This is a genomic window from Akkermansia sp. UNK.MGS-1 (genome assembly GCF_000980515.1).
GTDB lineage: Bacteria > Verrucomicrobiota > Verrucomicrobiia > Verrucomicrobiales > Akkermansiaceae > Akkermansia > Akkermansia muciniphila.
The window spans coordinates 21605-37578 of sequence record NZ_LBCB01000001.1 but is presented as its reverse complement, the minus strand read 5'-3'; the positions used below and the strand labels follow the sequence as shown (position 1 = coordinate 37578).

Below are 15974 nucleotides of genomic sequence, written 5' to 3'. Positions count from 1 at the left end.
AAGAAATATGCCGCGCCCTCCGCTTTCTCAACGCACGCATTCTCATCCGTGACGGGCATTCCCCTGCTCTGCGCCAAGGAAGGGAACAAAACCGCTAACCGTCTTTATGTTTGATATCCTGCTCCAACACAACACCCTGGTTCTCTTCGGAATCATCTTTTTCGGCATCGCTCTCGGCAGCATTAAAATATACGGACTGAACCTGGGCCTTTCCGGCGTTCTTTTCGTGGCGCTGGCCGCCGGCCACTACCGCCTGGCCATTCCCGACGGCGTAGGGCAGCTGGGTCTGGCGCTCTTTGTATACTGCGTGGGCCTCAGCGCGGGCAACCGCTTCTTCTCCGCCATCGCCAAACAGGGCAGCAAACTGGCCATCATGTCTGCGGTGATTGTAGGAGTGTCAGCGTTATTCACCTGCCTATTCGGCATCTGGTTCAAAGTTCCCGCGGGAATCTCTTCCGGCATCTTTGCCGGCGCATGCACCAGCACCCCGGCGCTGGCGGCCGCCACGGAAAGCCTGCCGGGAGCCTCCGGAAGCGGCGTCAGCATCGGTTACGGCATCGCCTATCCGTTCGGCGTGGTGGGCGTGGTCCTTTTCGTCCAGCTCCTGCCGCGCCTGCTGCGCTTTGACCTCAACAAGGAGGCCAAAGCCATGCATTCCAGGCAGGAAGTCAGCATCATTTCCCGCCTTGTCCGCGTCACACAGCCCAACCTGATAGGCCAGAACATTGCGGACTGCAAGCTGCTGGACGGTCTGCACTGCATGGTCACCCGCGTGGTTCGCAACGACAGGCTGATGCCCCTGACGCCGGAAGACACGTTCCGGGAAGGAACGGAAGTCCTCATTGTGGGCAACAGCGACACCATGCCTCACGACATCGCCTTTCTGGGGGAGGTATGCGACAATCCCTACCCCATGGACTCCCAGAAGGAGCGCCGCAAACTGATTCTGACAAACAAGAACTATGCCGGGCACAAGCTCCGCGACCTGAAAACCCTGCGCACGGACGGCGTCATTATCTCCCGCATTTCCCGCCTGGGCTTCACCTTCGTCCCCACGGGGGAAACCACGCTGGAACGCAACGATGTGCTGACCGTGGTGGGCTCCCCGGAAAACCTTACCAAATACGGGGACAAAATCGGCCACCGCAGCCAGGACATGAACCAGACGGACCTGCTCTCCCTGGGCTTCGGCCTCTCCCTGGGCATCATTTTGGGCCTGGTCAACTTCAGCCTCGGCAACGGCGCGGGCATCTCTCTGGGCATTGCGGGAGGCCCCCTTATCGTCGCCCTGCTGCTCGGCCACTTCGGACGTCTGGGCCCCATCGTCGGCTATATCCCACGCCCCACCCGCCTTCTTTTGCAGGATCTGGGGCTGGTTTTCTTCCTGGCTGACGCCGGCATCAAGGGTGGAGCGGACCTGGTGGATACGGTAGCCACCCACGGCGCGGCCGTCTTCATCATGGGCGTCATCGTCACCTGCTCCGGCATGTTCGCCGGTTACTTCGTGGGCATGAAAGTCTTCAAGATGAACATTCTGGAATGCCTGGGCGGCATCTGCGGCGGCATGACCTCCACCCCGGCCCTGGGAGCCATCGCCAGCAAGACGGACTCCCAGGCCCCCGTGGTCAGCTACGCCACCGCCTATCCCGTAGCCCTTATCCTGATGACCATCGTCGCCAAGGTCATCATCCAGACCATCGGCGGCGTGGTGGGAATTTGACAATGGCAGAGATCATCTGACCTGAAAACTATTATCTCTGTTTTACCGCTTCAGCACGGGGTTCCATTCTTTTTCCGAATGGAACCCCGTTTTCATCATCTTGCGGGAGGGATAGACACAAAAATCATCCCGGATTCGGCTCCGAAAATCCAATGTCTCTCAGAGCCAATGATCCCAATTTTCCATTTGAAAAAATCCTTTTGCCGTCAATATCATTTTGATATAAAAGCGAAATATGAAATGTATTTTTCATATTCAAAAAAATCATATTTTATTGACATTTTTTCAATTTATGTTGCCATGCATTTAAGTCTGTCTTTCATACCTTATGAAAAACATCCTCTGGCTTTTCCTCTTCAGCATGCTCATGTCTATAGAGAGCTTTGGCACGCTGGCTTCATATGAAGCAGACATACAAACACTGCTTTCTTCAGGGCGATCCTCCTTCATTGCCGGTAAAATCCGGGAAGTCCTGCGCAGCCGGCTTGATTCCGGCCCGCTTACCTCCGACAAAATACGAAAACTGATTCAATCCCCTCAAGTGGCGGCATTGTGCTGCCTGCACCAGTTTTTCAATACTGCCGAAGGAGGGAAACCTTTCACTCAGGAGGAACTCAAGGATCAGGTCTTCAGGAAATGGCTTTCCAGCCACCCGAAAGTATTCAACATGCTCGCCCAATCTGGTCCAGCCGGCAAAAGTACTCTTTCCGTTTTTTACCAAATCTGGAATACCAGCGATCAGAATTTCAATCCCGTTGAACTCAGCATGGCATTGGGAGCCGGCCTTGTCGCAAACATCTTTTCTCCTGAAGAATGCATCGCCAAATTTAACTTCTACCGGGATTCTCATCACCACGCCAAATGCTATCCACAGGCAGAAACCTTGCAACCCTGGGAATGGGCCATCGTATTCCGGGGAAAAGAAGGTTTTGAAGATCTGGCATGGGCACAGCAATTTATCGCAGGGAAAAAAATCAGGCCGGAGAAAGCCGGAAGCAGATTTCCCGGATTCATTCCCTACCGTAAAAAGAATGACAAAGGCGTCAGCGTCCATGCCGGAAGCGCTTTTTACGACCACAAGCCCATCACGCTGAAACTTTACACGGAATACGGAGGAGTATGCGGCGCCGTCTCCAAAGGCGCGGCTGGATTCCTGCGTTCCAAAGGAGTTCCCGCTTACCCGATTGGACAGCCGGGACACTGCGCTTTCGTATGGAAACACCCCAATGGCCACTGGCAAATCGGCAACAATCTCGGCGGCTGGAATTGGGCCAGCGGCGGCGCTCAGATTCCCTGGCAAGGCCCTGTTCAACTGGTGATGGCTTACGATTCATTCATTCATCATCCTCATGCGGAAGAATCGGCTTTAACGTATTATCTGTCCTTCTGCACACAAAAACAGGAACATGTGGAGTTGCTCTTGCGGGAAGCGCGTCAATTTAATCCCTTCAATTATCCTGCGTGGCAGCGTTATCTGGATATCAAGGCCAAAAACGCCAGCGACCGGAGAAAACTCGCCTTGCTCAAGGAACTGGCTCAAGCGATGCCCAATGAGCACAATCTCATTTGGCACGCGGCGAAAAGCGTGCTGAATATCCGGGAAAACAGGGTGAATCCCTATGAACTCTATGCCTGCGCGCTCGGCCCCGACTGCACGCCCCATGCGGAAGAACTTTTTACCCGCCTGGTCTGGAACAGGTTAGTGGGGGATTGTCCTGAAATCAAAGGCGTCGCCGAATACAAGCCGGGCTTTACCGGAAAACATCTGTCCTTATGGACCCAAAAGGGAAAACACGCCGTATGGACACCTAAGATGAAAAAATATTCGGTCAAAGTGATGCAAAGAGTCATTGAAGCGTTGACGGAAAGGGATAAGACGCAAAAATACTATGTGGAAACCTATCAAACCCTGTTAAGCATCTGGGGGGATGGGAAGTTAAACAGAGAGGGAAAAGAGTTTATTGAAAAAATTTCCGCCTCAACGGAAAAGAACGCGGGAATGAAACCCGGCTCCACGGAAATAAATTGATATGAAGAAGAAACCATCCATACGAATATGGCCATATATCGCGGCAATGATCCTTTGCTCTTTCAGCTTCCTGCCCGCTTCAGCAGAGTGCAAGGCCGAACTAGGTGATTTTATCTCCTATACTACCGCCAGCGGTTCCAAACCGGCTGCGTTGGGCGCGGCAGAAAAAGGATTGGGAAAAATCTCCAAAAAAGTATTGAGCGAAATAGCCGTCCAGGCCATCAAAAAAGCGAGCGGCCTCCTTACCCTGGCTGAAAATCTGAAAACGGATAAGGCTTTCCGCCACGTGCATATCGTTTATATCTATCGGTTTGTCCATCACGGAAAGGTAGAATCAGAATGGAAAATAGGCCACATGACCAATATATCCCGGTCCGGAGTGGACTACCATCCTCCAAAAGATATTCCTTATGTAGTAAAGGAAGGAATAAATAAAATTAGTAATCTCTTAAAAAAACAATTAAAGGAAGATTGCAAAAACCACCAATAACCTGAACAGAAATATGAAATCCATATCAAACATATTCGCCATATTTTTCTCCTGCATGTTGGGGATCATCAGCCAGATTGAGGCACAGGAAGAACAGCCCCGGCAGCTGAACGAACAGCAGCAGGAAGAGGAAAAAGATATTCCTGTCATTATGAATCCTACCATTTTTGACGAGAAAGATTTTGATAAGCTTCTGGAAAAACAGCGGGAATATGTGAAAAAACATTACCCAGATTATCAAATCTGGGCTGAAGGAGAGTATACAGATTATTCTGATGGTCATCGATATTCATTTTTTAATTTGCAAAACGAAGATGAGGAATGGGTCCTGACCATCCGTTTCGATATTGAGGAAGCGTACCAGGCCTACATGAAACAACATCAAAAGGAAATAGAACGGGAAGCCGCACGGCTCATCAGGGAGGGCCTCATCAAGATTGAATGATCGGCCTTTTCCTGTAACGAAGAGGAAACACGAACCAGCATTGGAACGTTCATGACCTTTCTTGTTTTCCCAAGGAAAAAACCATAACAGAATTCCATATGAATCATCCTCTGAAATTCGTCGCGACCACGGGCATTGTTCTGTTTTTCCTTATGCTGAAAACAGGAAGTCTCGCGGCAGCGCGGGAAGAACAGCCGCGGCAGCCGGACGCACAGCAGCAGGAAGAAGAAAAAGATATTCCTGTCATCACCAACCCCGCTGTGTTTAATGAGAAGGATTTGGACAAGCTCCTGGAAAAACAGCGGGAATATATAAAAAAACATTATCCGGATTACAAAATCGTCATAGAGGGGCAAGAGCAGGATTATTTTGACAGCCGTCACTATTCGGAGTTTGATTTACAAAACGAAGATGAGGAATGGGGCCTGACCATCCGTTTCGATATTGAGGAAGCGTACCAGGCCTACATGAAACAACATCAAAAGGAAATAGAACGGGAAGCGGAACGACTCATCAGGGAAGGCGTCATTCAAATTGAATAATCTGATTGCTTCCTGTATAAAAGGGAGAGGCAAAAACCGCACGCCGCCTGACCAGCATCATGAAGCCTGCATCAACCATACTCGCCCTATCCGTCTCCTGCCTGCCCGGGTTCATCAGCCCAATTGCAGCGCAGGAAGAACAGCCGCGGCAGCCGGACGCACAGCAGCAGGAAGAAGAAAAAGATACCCCTGTCATCACCAATCCCGCTGTGTTTAATGAGAAGGATTTGGACAAGCTCCTGGAAAAACAGCGGGAATATATAAAAAAACATTATCCAGATTACCGCATCAGAGGGAAGGGCGAGGAACATGATGTCATGGATGGCCGCCACTATTCAGAGTTTTATTTGCAAAACGAAGATGAAGAATGGGTCCTGACCATCCGTTTCGATATTGAGGAAGCGTACCAGGCCTACATGAAACAACATCAAAAGGAAATAGAACGGGAAGCGGCCCGGCTCATCAGGGAGGGCCTCATCAAGATTGAATGATCACCTTTTCCTGTAGAAAAAGAGAAGAACATCGGCAAACCGGCATTGGAATGCGCCTGTCTTCTGCCGCATTGGCTGTATACCCTCACCTCTAAGAGAACTCCTAACTCATCACATCAGTAAGGCGGCTATGGCTCCCACGCCAAACGCCGATTTCATGATGAAGCCGGAGCATCAGGGTTTGTTTCCGCCACCTCCAGGCAGACGGACTGGAAGGCCTTTTTCCAGCGGATGCGGATGCCGGCGTCCATCAGGAAATCGCCGCCCAGCACCTGTTCGTGAACGTTCGTGAGAGAGCCGTCTTCATTCATGTTGATTTCCCGCACCAGGTACCTGGCGGCAGGATTCAGGCCTTTCAGGCGCAGGGGTGGAGGGGAATCCGCCAGCCATTTATCCATCAGCCAGGCGAAAACGACAGCCCGTTTTCCGCATACATACATCAGGGAGGCCACCCGGCTTTCATACGGGGACGATAGGCGGTACAAGTCCCCGAACTGGACTACGGGACGGATGCGCTTGTATTCCGCCAGAGCACGTTTGGCAAAGGCTATGTCCTCCTCCGTCATGTCGCATGGCTGGAGTTCAAAGCCAAGCCGTCCGGACATGGCCACGTCAAACCGGAATTTGAGCGGCGTGGAGCGGCCCGTCTGGTGGTTGGGGGAGGCTGTCACATGGGCGGCCATGGAAAGAGCCGGGAACAGGTGGCCTATGCCCCACTGCATGAACACGCGTTCATAAGCGTCCGTATTGTCGGACGTCCAGAATTCATGATGCCTCCGCATGGTTCCATAGTCGGCGCGGCCTCCGCCGGAAGAACAGGCCTGGAATGTCACATCCGGGAATTCCGCCGCCAGCGTATCAAGAACGTGTTCATAGCCCCGCACATAGTCAATGGGCAGATTCCCCTGGCGGCAGGCGTCCAGCCAGGGAGAGCCGGGGTCGGAAATTTTGCGGTTGCAATCCCATTTGACGTAGGAAATGCCCGGATGTTCTCCAAGCAGCTTCCGCATGGCGTCAAGAATGTACCTACATACATGAGGATTGCTCAGGTCCAGCAAATACTGGCTGCGTTCCTGCCTGTTTTCTCGATGCGGGAGACCGATGACCCACTCCGGATGGTTCTGATAAAGCTCCGAATGAGGGTTCACCATTTCCGGCTCCACCCAGATGCCGAAGCGTATCCCCAGTTCTTCCGCATGGCGGATAAGGCCTTCCAGCCCATGGGGCAATTTAGCGCGGTTCACCTGCCAGTCCCCCAATCCCGCGCGGGCGTCATTGCGGGGGAACCGGTTGCCGAACCAGCCGTCATCCAGCACGAAAAGCTCTATCCCCAAGTCCGCCGCACGTTTCATCATGCCGTGCAGCACTTTTTCCGTAAAGGTAAAATACACCCCCTCCCAGGAATTCAGCAAGGTTGGCCTCTCTGTTCCTCCGCCGCGCAGGCCGTAGCGGCGCGCCCAGCAGTGGATGCGCCGGGAGGCCTCTCCCTTGCCGTTTTTACTGTGCGTCAGAATGAGGGGCGGCGTTTCAAACACGCCGCCGCCGTCCAGCAGATAGGGCGCGGGAGCCGTATCCAGTCCCGCTCCGGCAAAAAGGTAATGATACGGGCTGTGCCGGAACCATATCCGGTAATTGCCGGACCATGCCAGCGCCCCCAGAACAACCTCCCCGGAATCCTCCCGCGCCGGACCGTCCAGAGAGATGATGAATCCGGGGCTTCCCTCCTGGGCGGTGCGGGTGCCGGTTCCGGATACCAGGGCAAGTTCATGCCCCCGGGCCACTTCTTCCTCACTCATCAGGGACTCGCCGCCCCAGGTGCCGCGGAAGCTGGTGACGAAGTACCGTTCTGCGCGCAAACCCAGTTGTGCGGACGCAGCGCGGTGCAGGCGGATGCCTTCTTTCCCTTCGTTCCGAACAACCGCCCACTGCAAAAAGGTGTCCGATTCCCTGTGGGAGCGCACGTGGATTTCCACCCGCACAGGGTAGGAAGGGTCCTTCCCATAGAAGACGGCTTCTTCCCGGTCGTCATCCAGTTCCAGCACTTCCCAACCCTGGCATTCCAGACTCAGGGAAAGGGCCCCGTCCGCCTGGGTCACGCAAATGCAGTACTCGCCGGACGCATTGGGAAGCCCTGTTACGGAATCCGCCAGGGAGGAATACAGGAGAGGAGCATCCGCGGCGTTTTCCAGGGCATCCTCCGGCTGATGCAGCCTCGGGCCGTAATAGGCGCGGCGCACACGGCCCTGTTCATCTTTGCACAGGGTCATCTGGGAGGAACGGGTCAGCAGATGAACGGAATCCGGAGTCATGATCGGCAAACGTGGAAGGGGCCAGTTACTTATGCAGGCAGGCAAAAATGTTCCTGCCTTATCCACATTAAGGGCCTCCGCGGACGGGGAAGTCAATGGCAAAATGACAGGAGCTGCCGAACGGCTTCCCTACTCCTTCCACAGAAGGGAAGAGGGGCGGAATTTCATGGTTTTCGATTCATGCACCAGCAGCCTGCCGCCGTTTTCCGGATGGCGTACGATGCGGGCGCGGCGGCGCTTGACGCGGAAAGTGCCAAAGCCCCGGAATTTCACCAGCGACCGCCTCCGGACCGACCGCGCAATCGTCTCCAGCACCGCGTTCAACGCGTGTTCCGCCTGCCGGGAAGTAACGTCCTTCCCCAGCTCACGCTGGAGCTCCCTGATAAATTGTGTTTTATTCATAGGCCTCCCAGCATGACCTGCCCCGTTTTTCCGGTAAAGAGGCAACGGCGCGCGCTCATTCCTGCCACCATACCCATACAAATGCCCCCTTCCGTTCCGGTCTGCGAGTTTCCTCCTTGCCCCCGCAGGCCGGCCCCATTAAGGTTCCGGGGAAATGCCTGCCGCTGATGCCCCGTGCCCGGAACAAGCGTTCAACGCAACCGCGCTGAAGTGGCACACCTGCGCCTGGCTTCTGCTGCCCGTGCTGGTATTCCTGGCCGGGTGGATGCACTGGTACGCCGCTCTCCCTCTCACGCTCCTGACGGCTGCGGGACTGGCGCCCCGAAAACGCAAGGAACCGCAAACAAGGGATTCTCTCCCCGCCTTCCCCCTGTTCACCCGCTCTTCATTTCTCGCCCTGGCGGCGTTTGCCGCCCTGATGGCGCTTTCCGGATGGGGGGAGTGGGTCAACCAGCACCCTGACCATATCGTCAGAAATGCCTGTCTGCGTGAATTGGTCGCCAGCCCGTGGCCCGTCATCTTTCCGGACGGGAACGTGCTGATTTACAACACGGGGTTCTGGCTGGTCCCAGCCCTGGCGGGAAAACTGGCGGGGCTGGACGCCGCGCGCATGCTTGTCGTTCTGTGGGGAGCCTGGGGCCTGTTCCTTTCCTGGCTGTGGCTCTGCGTTTTCTCCGGACGCCGCTCCCTGCTGCTCGCCCTGCTGATGGCGGCATTCGGCTCTCTGCTGAATCTCCAGTGCTGGCTGGGGCTGAACCTGTTCCGCCTGCATTACTTCGGCACGGCGGAACAAATCATGTGCAGCGCAAACGCATCCATTCCTGTTCTGCTCTTTTTCATCTTCCTGGCTTCAGGACGCATGCCCCTATACTGGATGCCTATTCTGTTCGCAGCCACGGCCTTTTATTCCCCCCTCGCGGCCCTTGGAGGGCTGCCCCTGGCGGCCTGCCAGTGGCGCCGCCAATGGAAAGGCGTCCTCCCTCTCCGGGATGTCCTGCTCCATCCCTCCTTTTCGGCCGCCGTTCTGCTGGGAACGTGTTTTCTTCTTTATTATGGGGCGGTAAACGCGCCATCCTCCCACATGGGCATGCGGCCTTTTTATACGCGTCCGGGGGATTTCCTGCTTATGGCGACCTCATTCCTGCTGTACGCCCTGTTCTGCTGGCGGGATTTCCAGAGGAATCCCCTCTTTATCTGTACTCTGGCAACCGGCCTGATTCTGCCTTTTTTTTACGTGAACGGAGACGTCAATGACCTGCTTTGCAAAGGAAGCGTTCCGGTCATGGCCTGCCTGCTTGCCTTTCTGGCTTCCTCCTGGACGCGGCGTCCCGGTTTCCGCGTCTGGATATGGCTTCTGCTGGCGTTCGGAATGGCGCCCCGGTTCAACATTCCCTATTATTGCTGTTCTTCCAGCGCCTTCCAGGCGTTTCTGGCGCCTCCGGCTTCGGAAACAGAGCCTTCTTCCTTCGCCAGCCGGGAGTGGAAGCAGCTCTTCTATGCGCCCCAGGCGCGCCGTCAGGATGAATGGGGCCGCACCATGCACCACCCCGGACACCGGTGGTATCCCTACTATTCCGGCACGTCGCGCCCATGGCTGCGCTGCATTTACCGTTTTTAACGGCAATCGCTCCGCCCCGGAAAAAGATTCCGCACGCTGCCTTTTTTAAAGGAGCCGGAGGGATGCCGGGAGGATTTTTTCGCTTCCTATAAATAAACAAAAGAACTTTTGGAATTGTTCCCCGTCATCTTGGCTGGAGCATGAAAATACCGGACGTTCCCCGCATACATTCCGTTTCCTATTTGGGCTTGCGGGAAAACTCCACCCAGGTTTCTTCAATAATTCCGGCAAGAGGTTTTCCATACTTGTCCACTTCACTCTTGGAGAACAGGCTCTTGATCAATTTTCCGGAAACAGGATCAATGATAAACACGGCGGGAGGTCCAAGAACCACATACGGCGCGCGGGGAGAATCCACACACCCCACGATTTTTGCGGCTTCTTCCGGAACCATTTTAAATTGAAACGTCCCCGGAGAATTGCCCGGCACCTGTTTGGTATCCACCAGCCAAAATATAAATTTTTTCCCGGCGGCATTTTTGAAATTTGTTTTTTTGATATATTCCCGGGTAAAAATATTGCACTGGGAACACCACGAAGAACCAGTAAGATAAATTACCAGCGGCTGCTTTTTCTTCATAGCTTCATTACGGAGTTTATCAAAAACGGGACTGCCCGACTTATTAACTTCAGGTATCCTGTCTTTATTGGCAAACCCGAAAATGGGAGGAAGCTGTTGCGCCACGCCGGCCTGTGGGGCAAACACCCCTGAAACCGCAGCGTAACAACACAGAGAAAGAAAAAATCTCATACGTGCTCCTACTATAAACACTATCCTGGAAGAGTCAAACAGCAAGCATTCCCCGGTTTCCAAGTAAAAAAGAAATGCCCTTTACACGGTCCATAACAGGGCTATTCACTTGCCAAGTCCGGATGAAGCTGTAAGAATCCGCGCCATGAGAAAACTCCTGATCCGCTCCTGTCTGATTGCCGGGCTGGCCTGGACCTCTTCCTGCGCCTCCAACAAGGAAACGGCACCTCAGGACCCCGCCCCAGTTCCTGCCGTTCAGCCGGAACAAACCGCTTCAGCCAACCAGCCCGCACCCTGGGCGCCCGCTCCGGCGCAACAGGAGATTCTTCCAGAGGATGAGAATGAAGAATCCGCACCGGGGCCGGCTGTCTTGCCGGGCGATTTCCGCCCCGGACTGCGCACCCCCCGGCTGCCGGAAACCCTGCTGTACGATCTGGACGGCAAGTTGATTACCCCTTCCGCCCCATAATCTTTTCCCACCACCATGACTGCGACCATTCCCAAGGGTTTCCACCCCGAACCTTTTTCCTACCACCAGGAGCTTGAACTGGATATTGACGCCCTTTCCAATGCAGGCGACGGCATTGGCCGCGTGGACGGATGGGTGGTTTTTGTCCCCTTCGCCCTGCCGGGAGACCGTGTAAAGGCGCGCGTCTGGCGTAATGACAGGAACTATTCCTCCGCCGATCTGGTGGAAGTAATTAACCCCAGCCCGGACCGCGTGGAACCGGGCTGCCGCCTGTTCGGAACCTGCGGGGGATGCCAGTACCAGCATTTTTCCTATGACCGCCAGCTTCTCTGGAAGACCCGGCAGGTAGCGGATCTGCTCCGCTTGCAGGCAGGGCTGGAACTGCCCGTCAATCCGGCCGTAGCCTCCCCCCGCCAATACCATTACCGCTCCAAGATTACGCCTCATTTTGACAAGCCGAAGGAAGGAGGCAAGCCGGCCATCGGTTTCCTGAAAGCAGGCTCCAGAAGGGACGTAGTGGACGTGCCGCAATGCCCGATTGCCATGGAGTGCATCAATGAAGCCCTGCCCCTGGCCCGCAAAAGCGTTTACCAGGCCGCCGCCCGGTTCAAACGGGGAGCCACCATTCTGCTCCGGGCCTCGGAAGAAACCGTCATCACCAATAACAATGCCGTCGCCTGCGAACGGGTGGGCGATTTGGAATTCCATTTTCTGGCGGGAGACTTTTTCCAGAATAATCCTTTCATTCTTCCGCTTTTTACGGATTACGTGGCCCAACAGGCGAGTATGGACGGGGAGGAATTCCTGGTGGACGCCTACTGCGGTTCCGGCCTGTTCGCCCTGAGCCTGGCGAAGAAATTTAAAAAAGTGCTGGGCGTGGAAGTCAGCGAGACTTCTGCGGACTGGGCACGCAGCAATGCCCGCAGCAACGGAATTGAACACGCGGAATTTCTGGCGGCGGACGCCGGAGCCATTTTTGCCCGGGTGGATTTCCCTGCAGGAAAAACCGCCGTGGTGATCGACCCTCCCCGGAAAGGATGCAGTGCGGAATTTTTGGCCCAGTTATTTGCCTTCGGCCCCGGAAAAGTCGTTTACGTTTCCTGCAATCCCGCCACCCAGATACGGGATCTGGCGGAATTCGACAAGGCCGGGTATTCCGTCACCGCCGTCCAGCCCTTTGACCTGTTCCCCCAGACCAAGCATCTGGAATGCGTGGTCACCCTGAAAAAAAATACCTGATTTTTTCCATGCCCAAGCTTTATATCAAAACCTACGGCTGCCAGATGAACGAACGGGACTCCGAACAGGTGGCCCGCATGTTCGTGCAGAAGGGCTACACCATGACGGACCGCGAGGATGAGGCGGACGTCATCCTGTTCAACTCCTGTTCCATCCGGGAACAGGCGGAACAAAAGGCTCTGGGAAAAATGGGGCTTCTGGCCAAGCAGCAGCGGCACCGTCCGCATGTAGTGTACGGCATGATGGGCTGCATGGCCCAAAGTAAAAAAGAGGAGCTGTTCAAGGAACTGCCGCGCCTGGACCTCGTGGTCGGCACCCAGAAATACCACCGCGTATTTGAACATGTGGACGGCATTCTGCGCGCGCGCCAGGAACGCCGCATGGATGAGTTGCAAACCGCCTTTTCCGGTACGCATGTGTGCGATGTGGCGGAAGAGGAGGATTCCCAGAACCGAATCCGGGATCACCTGAATCCCGGCGTGCGCTCCACGGCGTATGTCTCTATCATGCAGGGGTGCGAAATGAAGTGCGCCTACTGCATTGTTCCCTACACCCGCGGCGCAGAACGCAGCCGCCCCATCCGGGACGTGGTGGATGAGGTGAAGATGCTGGCGGACGCCGGCGTGAAGGAAGTCACGCTGCTGGGCCAGATCGTCAACCGGTACGGCAGGCAGATGGAAACGGCAGGCGGCAAGGGCGGCTTCGTCCAGCTGCTGGAAGCCGTGCATGAAGTGGAAGGAATCCGGCGCATCCGCTTCGTTTCCCCGCATCCCATCGGTTTCCGCCAGGATCTGGTGCAGGCGTTCACCTACCTTCCCAAGTTGTGCAGCCACATTCATTTCCCGATGCAGAGCGGCAGCGACCGCATCCTGAAAATGATGCGCAGGCCGTACAGGAATGAAACCTATCTGGACCTTTGCTCCCGGATGAAGCAGGCACGCCCGGATTTGTCCATCACCACGGATATCATTGTGGGCTTCCCAGGAGAAACGGAGGAGGATTACCTGCTGACCAGGCAGGCCGTGGAACAGGTCCAGTTTGACAACGCATTCATTTTCCGCTATTCCCCGCGCCGCGGCACACCCGCCGCCGTTATGGAGAATCAGATTCCGGAGGAAGTGAAGGAAGCGCGCAACCAGGATCTTCTGGCCGTAGTCAATGAAATAGCTATCCGGAAAAACCGGGATCTGGTAGGCACCGTGCAGGAAGTTCTTCTGGAAGGGCCGTCCAAAACGAATGCGGCGCGCCTCTCCGGCCGGACCTCCCAGAACAAGCCCGTCATGGTGGATGCCGCCCCTGACCTGGCGGGAGAGATCCTTCCCATCCGCATTGAGGAAAGCACGGGATTTACTCTGTACGGCGTTCCATGCCCCTCCAGGGGATAATTTGCACGCTCTTTTCTTCCATCCGCAGATAGAGGGTTCCGGTTTCCCGGAGACGGTATACGGCTGTTCCCTCCGGTACGGGGCATTCATGCTCCGTCGTGAAAATGACCGCGCGGGCGCCTGTGGCCCTGATCCACGCCGCGCTGTCCACCGGGTCGCGCGGATGATGCCCGATGAGCAATACGTCCGCCCGCGGTGTTTTCTCCGCACGCGCCAGGGAAGAAAACCCGGTATTCCCTATCATCAGGAACCGCCGCCCTCGGCATTCCCATGACAACACCCGGTTCCGGTCCTGACGGATTCCCGTGCGCAACGGGACAGGAAAATCTTCCAGCACAAGTGCATTGCCCGGCCGTAACCTCCATTGCCGGACGGGACATTCCCCGAACTCCGCGCCCCAGTTCCGGATTCCGGGATATTCCTTCTCCAGTTCTTTCTCTCCGGCCCGTTCCGCTTTGCCGTTTCCCCAGGACAGCATGCCGCAGGGCCGGATACTGCGCGCCTTCAGCACGGGAAGGAGGGTGTACCGCACCGCATCTTCCGTTCCGCTTCCCACAACCAATGCGGGATTGGAAATGACTGTGGCCCAGGCATCCTTCTGCAAGGGAACGATAACAGCTTCATTTTCCCCGGAAGGCGGTGCGGAAGAAAGATAACTGTACGGCAGGGAAGCCACTCCCCCGGCTACGGACAGCATGGCGGACGCCAGCCAGGAAGCGGCCGTATTACAGACATGCAGCATCCACGGGCACCACGCGAACATCAGCCCGGACAGGGAAATGCCCATAAGGGGAAAGACAAGTACGCTCAGGCACAAATTGGTCAAGGGAGCATACAGGTTCCAGGTTCCGAAGTGCCATGCCGTCAGGGGAATGGAAGCCAGCCACGCCCCCACGGAGACGATCAGCGCGCCGCGGCATGCTTTTTCCAGCCGCACCAGGAATCTTTCCCGCGCATGATAAATCCGGGGAGGAATAAACGGGTCCGGCGACCACAGGGGCTTTTCCCGGCTGAGCCATTCCGCCAGGCAGACAATGACGGCAAAAACGCAAAAAGAAAGCTGGAACCCCGGCTGGAAAACCTGGAGCGGGTTCATTAAACAGAGGAGGATGAAAGCGAGCGCCAGAATATTGGCCGGATGTCCCTTTCTGCGCAGCACAAACGCCAGAAGCCAGACTGTCGCCATGATGAACGCCCGTAGGGCGGAAGCGGACATCCCGGTCACGAACACGTACGCCGCCAGCAAAAGGATGCAGGCCAGCCGGGCCGCACGGGGGTACACATGCAAAAGCCTCAGCATACCCAGAACCAGCATGGCGGCCACGCCCACATGCATGCCGCTGACAGCGAATACATGCATGCAGCCGCTTTCCAGAAACTTCGCCATCGTTTCCGGCCTCGCGTCCGTCTTGTCCCCAAGCACGGCGGAAACCATCACCTGCCGGGCCTCATCATCCGGAGGGGCGCCCTCCCTGAGCAGGGAGGCAGCCCTTTCCCGGAGCCGCAGGGAAAAAGCCCGGAAACGGCTGCGCCAGTCTCCCGGCCCGTTCCGGCAGTACTCATCCAGCCGGATTCCGGCGATGATGCCGTGCAGGTACCCCCAACGCTCCCGGTCAAAGATGCCGGGACCGCACGGCGCCTGAAGCGGATACGCCTCTCCCCTGATCCGGTAGCGTTCCCCTGCCTCCAGAGGGCAGGCCCCGTCACGGGAGGAAACCGCGTACAGCCACCGGGAACCATCCGGGCGAAACAACACGGATTTTCCGGAAAAAGCCTCAACGGAGCCTTCCATAACCATGACTCTCCCCGCTTCCACGGGAACGCCTGCGTATTCCCGTTCATACGCGAAAAGATATACGGCGGCCCACATCGCCAGGGCAACGGCAAGCACCCCCATGGAGGGCGCACGTAAAAAACACGGCAGCGACGCCAGGCAGAAGCATGGAATCCAGAACCAAAGGGAAACATCCATTGCCGCGCAGGCGCACAGCAGGGACAAAGCCGGAATCAGCAAGGGAGCAGATGCCGTCATCCGTTCCGGCCACGGACGAAGAACACGCCGAACCTCTTCCATGCAGGGGGAA

General features: G+C 56.0%; 15 protein-coding genes. 10 read left to right on the top strand and 5 right to left on the bottom strand.

Annotation, left to right across the window (positions count from 1 at the left end; all coding sequences use genetic code 11):
* The first annotated feature begins 106 nt into the window (after positions 1-106).
* Positions 107-1720, top strand: coding sequence for an aspartate:alanine exchanger family transporter (locus WW58_RS00165; RefSeq protein ID WP_022197729.1), 1614 nt, complete (start codon positions 107-109; stop codon positions 1718-1720).
* Positions 1721-2150: 430 nt separating this feature from the next.
* Here the strand turns inward: WW58_RS00165 and WW58_RS12610 are convergent, their stop codons facing one another.
* A complete protein-coding gene (locus WW58_RS12610; RefSeq protein WP_143247086.1) occupies positions 2151-2576 on the bottom strand; it encodes a hypothetical protein in 426 nt (141 codons plus the stop codon).
* 27 nt (positions 2577-2603) lie between these two features.
* Here WW58_RS12610 and WW58_RS00160 point away from each other — a divergent pair, with 27 nt between their 5' ends.
* From WW58_RS00160 to WW58_RS00140, 5 genes are all read left to right on the top strand, one after another.
* Positions 2604-3749 carry a hypothetical protein gene (locus tag WW58_RS00160; RefSeq protein ID WP_143247087.1) on the top strand — a complete coding sequence of 382 codons (1146 nt, stop codon included), beginning with the start codon at positions 2604-2606 and terminating at the stop codon, positions 3747-3749.
* A 1-nt stretch (position 3750) separates the two neighbouring features.
* Complete coding sequence (locus tag WW58_RS00155; protein WP_143247088.1) at positions 3751-4239, top strand: hypothetical protein; 489 nt, start codon at positions 3751-3753, stop codon at positions 4237-4239.
* Between the two features lie 55 nt (positions 4240-4294).
* Complete coding sequence (locus WW58_RS00150) at positions 4295-4684, top strand: hypothetical protein (RefSeq protein ID WP_146023928.1); 390 nt, start codon at positions 4295-4297, stop codon at positions 4682-4684.
* Positions 4685-4782: 98 nt separating this feature from the next.
* Complete coding sequence (locus tag WW58_RS00145; protein ID WP_046434343.1) at positions 4783-5226, top strand: hypothetical protein; 444 nt, start codon at positions 4783-4785, stop codon at positions 5224-5226.
* A gap of 59 nt (positions 5227-5285) precedes the next feature.
* The gene (locus tag WW58_RS00140; protein WP_046434342.1) at positions 5286-5717 is read left to right on the top strand and encodes a hypothetical protein; all 432 of its coding nucleotides are present in this window, start codon (positions 5286-5288) and stop codon (positions 5715-5717) included.
* Positions 5718-5872: 155 nt separating this feature from the next.
* Here the strand turns inward: WW58_RS00140 and WW58_RS00135 are convergent, their stop codons facing one another.
* Together WW58_RS00135 and WW58_RS00130 are read right to left on the bottom strand one after the other, a co-directional pair.
* A complete protein-coding gene (locus tag WW58_RS00135; protein ID WP_046434339.1) occupies positions 5873-8026 on the bottom strand; it encodes an alpha-galactosidase in 2154 nt (717 codons plus the stop codon).
* Between the two features lie 129 nt (positions 8027-8155).
* Positions 8156-8428 carry an HU family DNA-binding protein gene (locus tag WW58_RS00130; RefSeq protein WP_046434337.1) on the bottom strand — a complete coding sequence of 91 codons (273 nt, stop codon included), beginning with the start codon at positions 8426-8428 and terminating at the stop codon, positions 8156-8158.
* Between the two features lie 154 nt (positions 8429-8582).
* Here WW58_RS00130 and WW58_RS00125 point away from each other — a divergent pair, with 154 nt between their 5' ends.
* Positions 8583-10046 (top strand): hypothetical protein, encoded by a 1464-nt coding sequence (locus WW58_RS00125; RefSeq protein WP_046434335.1) that lies wholly within the window; start codon positions 8583-8585, stop codon positions 10044-10046.
* A gap of 178 nt (positions 10047-10224) precedes the next feature.
* On the opposite strand, the gene WW58_RS00120 is transcribed toward WW58_RS00125, so the two are convergent.
* Complete coding sequence (locus WW58_RS00120; protein WP_046434333.1) at positions 10225-10797, bottom strand: thioredoxin family protein; 573 nt, start codon at positions 10795-10797, stop codon at positions 10225-10227.
* 145 nt (positions 10798-10942) lie between these two features.
* Here WW58_RS00120 and WW58_RS00115 point away from each other — a divergent pair, with 145 nt between their 5' ends.
* From WW58_RS00115 to miaB, 3 genes are read left to right on the top strand one after another with little or no spacing between them, the layout of a single operon-like run.
* Positions 10943-11266, top strand: coding sequence for a hypothetical protein (locus WW58_RS00115; protein WP_012419899.1), 324 nt, complete (start codon positions 10943-10945; stop codon positions 11264-11266).
* Between the two features lie 15 nt (positions 11267-11281).
* Positions 11282-12505 carry a class I SAM-dependent RNA methyltransferase gene (locus tag WW58_RS00110; protein ID WP_046434327.1) on the top strand — a complete coding sequence of 408 codons (1224 nt, stop codon included), beginning with the start codon at positions 11282-11284 and terminating at the stop codon, positions 12503-12505.
* 8 nt (positions 12506-12513) lie between these two features.
* On the top strand, positions 12514-13890 hold the full coding sequence (gene miaB / locus WW58_RS00105) for a tRNA (N6-isopentenyl adenosine(37)-C2)-methylthiotransferase MiaB (RefSeq protein ID WP_046434325.1): 1377 nt from the start codon (positions 12514-12516) through the stop codon (positions 13888-13890).
* Here miaB and WW58_RS00100 read toward each other — a convergent pair.
* Positions 13853-15964: a ComEC/Rec2 family competence protein gene (locus tag WW58_RS00100; RefSeq protein WP_102758654.1), complete on the bottom strand. Its 2112-nt coding sequence runs from the start codon at positions 15962-15964 to the stop codon at positions 13853-13855. The two genes, miaB and WW58_RS00100, sit on opposite strands and share 38 nt — an antisense overlap.
* Between the last annotated feature and the right edge of the window lie 10 nt (positions 15965-15974).

Coding starts and splice junctions, on each gene's coding strand:
- WW58_RS00165 (WP_022197729.1), top strand. CDS start 107: ATGTTTGATATCCTGCTCCAACACAACACCCTGGTTCTCTTCGGAATC.
- WW58_RS00155 (WP_143247088.1), top strand. CDS start 3,751: ATGAAGAAGAAACCATCCATACGAATATGGCCATATATCGCGGCAATG.
- WW58_RS00150 (WP_146023928.1), top strand. CDS start 4,295: ATGTTGGGGATCATCAGCCAGATTGAGGCACAGGAAGAACAGCCCCGG.
- WW58_RS00145 (WP_046434343.1), top strand. CDS start 4,783: ATGAATCATCCTCTGAAATTCGTCGCGACCACGGGCATTGTTCTGTTT.
- WW58_RS00140 (WP_046434342.1), top strand. CDS start 5,286: ATGAAGCCTGCATCAACCATACTCGCCCTATCCGTCTCCTGCCTGCCC.
- WW58_RS00135 (WP_046434339.1), bottom strand. CDS start 8,026: ATGACTCCGGATTCCGTTCATCTGCTGACCCGTTCCTCCCAGATGACC.
- WW58_RS00130 (WP_046434337.1), bottom strand. CDS start 8,428: ATGAATAAAACACAATTTATCAGGGAGCTCCAGCGTGAGCTGGGGAAG.
- WW58_RS00125 (WP_046434335.1), top strand. CDS start 8,583: ATGCCTGCCGCTGATGCCCCGTGCCCGGAACAAGCGTTCAACGCAACC.
- WW58_RS00120 (WP_046434333.1), bottom strand. CDS start 10,797: ATGAGATTTTTTCTTTCTCTGTGTTGTTACGCTGCGGTTTCAGGGGTG.
- WW58_RS00115 (WP_012419899.1), top strand. CDS start 10,943: ATGAGAAAACTCCTGATCCGCTCCTGTCTGATTGCCGGGCTGGCCTGG.
- WW58_RS00110 (WP_046434327.1), top strand. CDS start 11,282: ATGACTGCGACCATTCCCAAGGGTTTCCACCCCGAACCTTTTTCCTAC.
- miaB (WP_046434325.1), top strand. CDS start 12,514: ATGCCCAAGCTTTATATCAAAACCTACGGCTGCCAGATGAACGAACGG.
- WW58_RS00100 (WP_102758654.1), bottom strand. CDS start 15,964: ATGGAAGAGGTTCGGCGTGTTCTTCGTCCGTGGCCGGAACGGATGACG.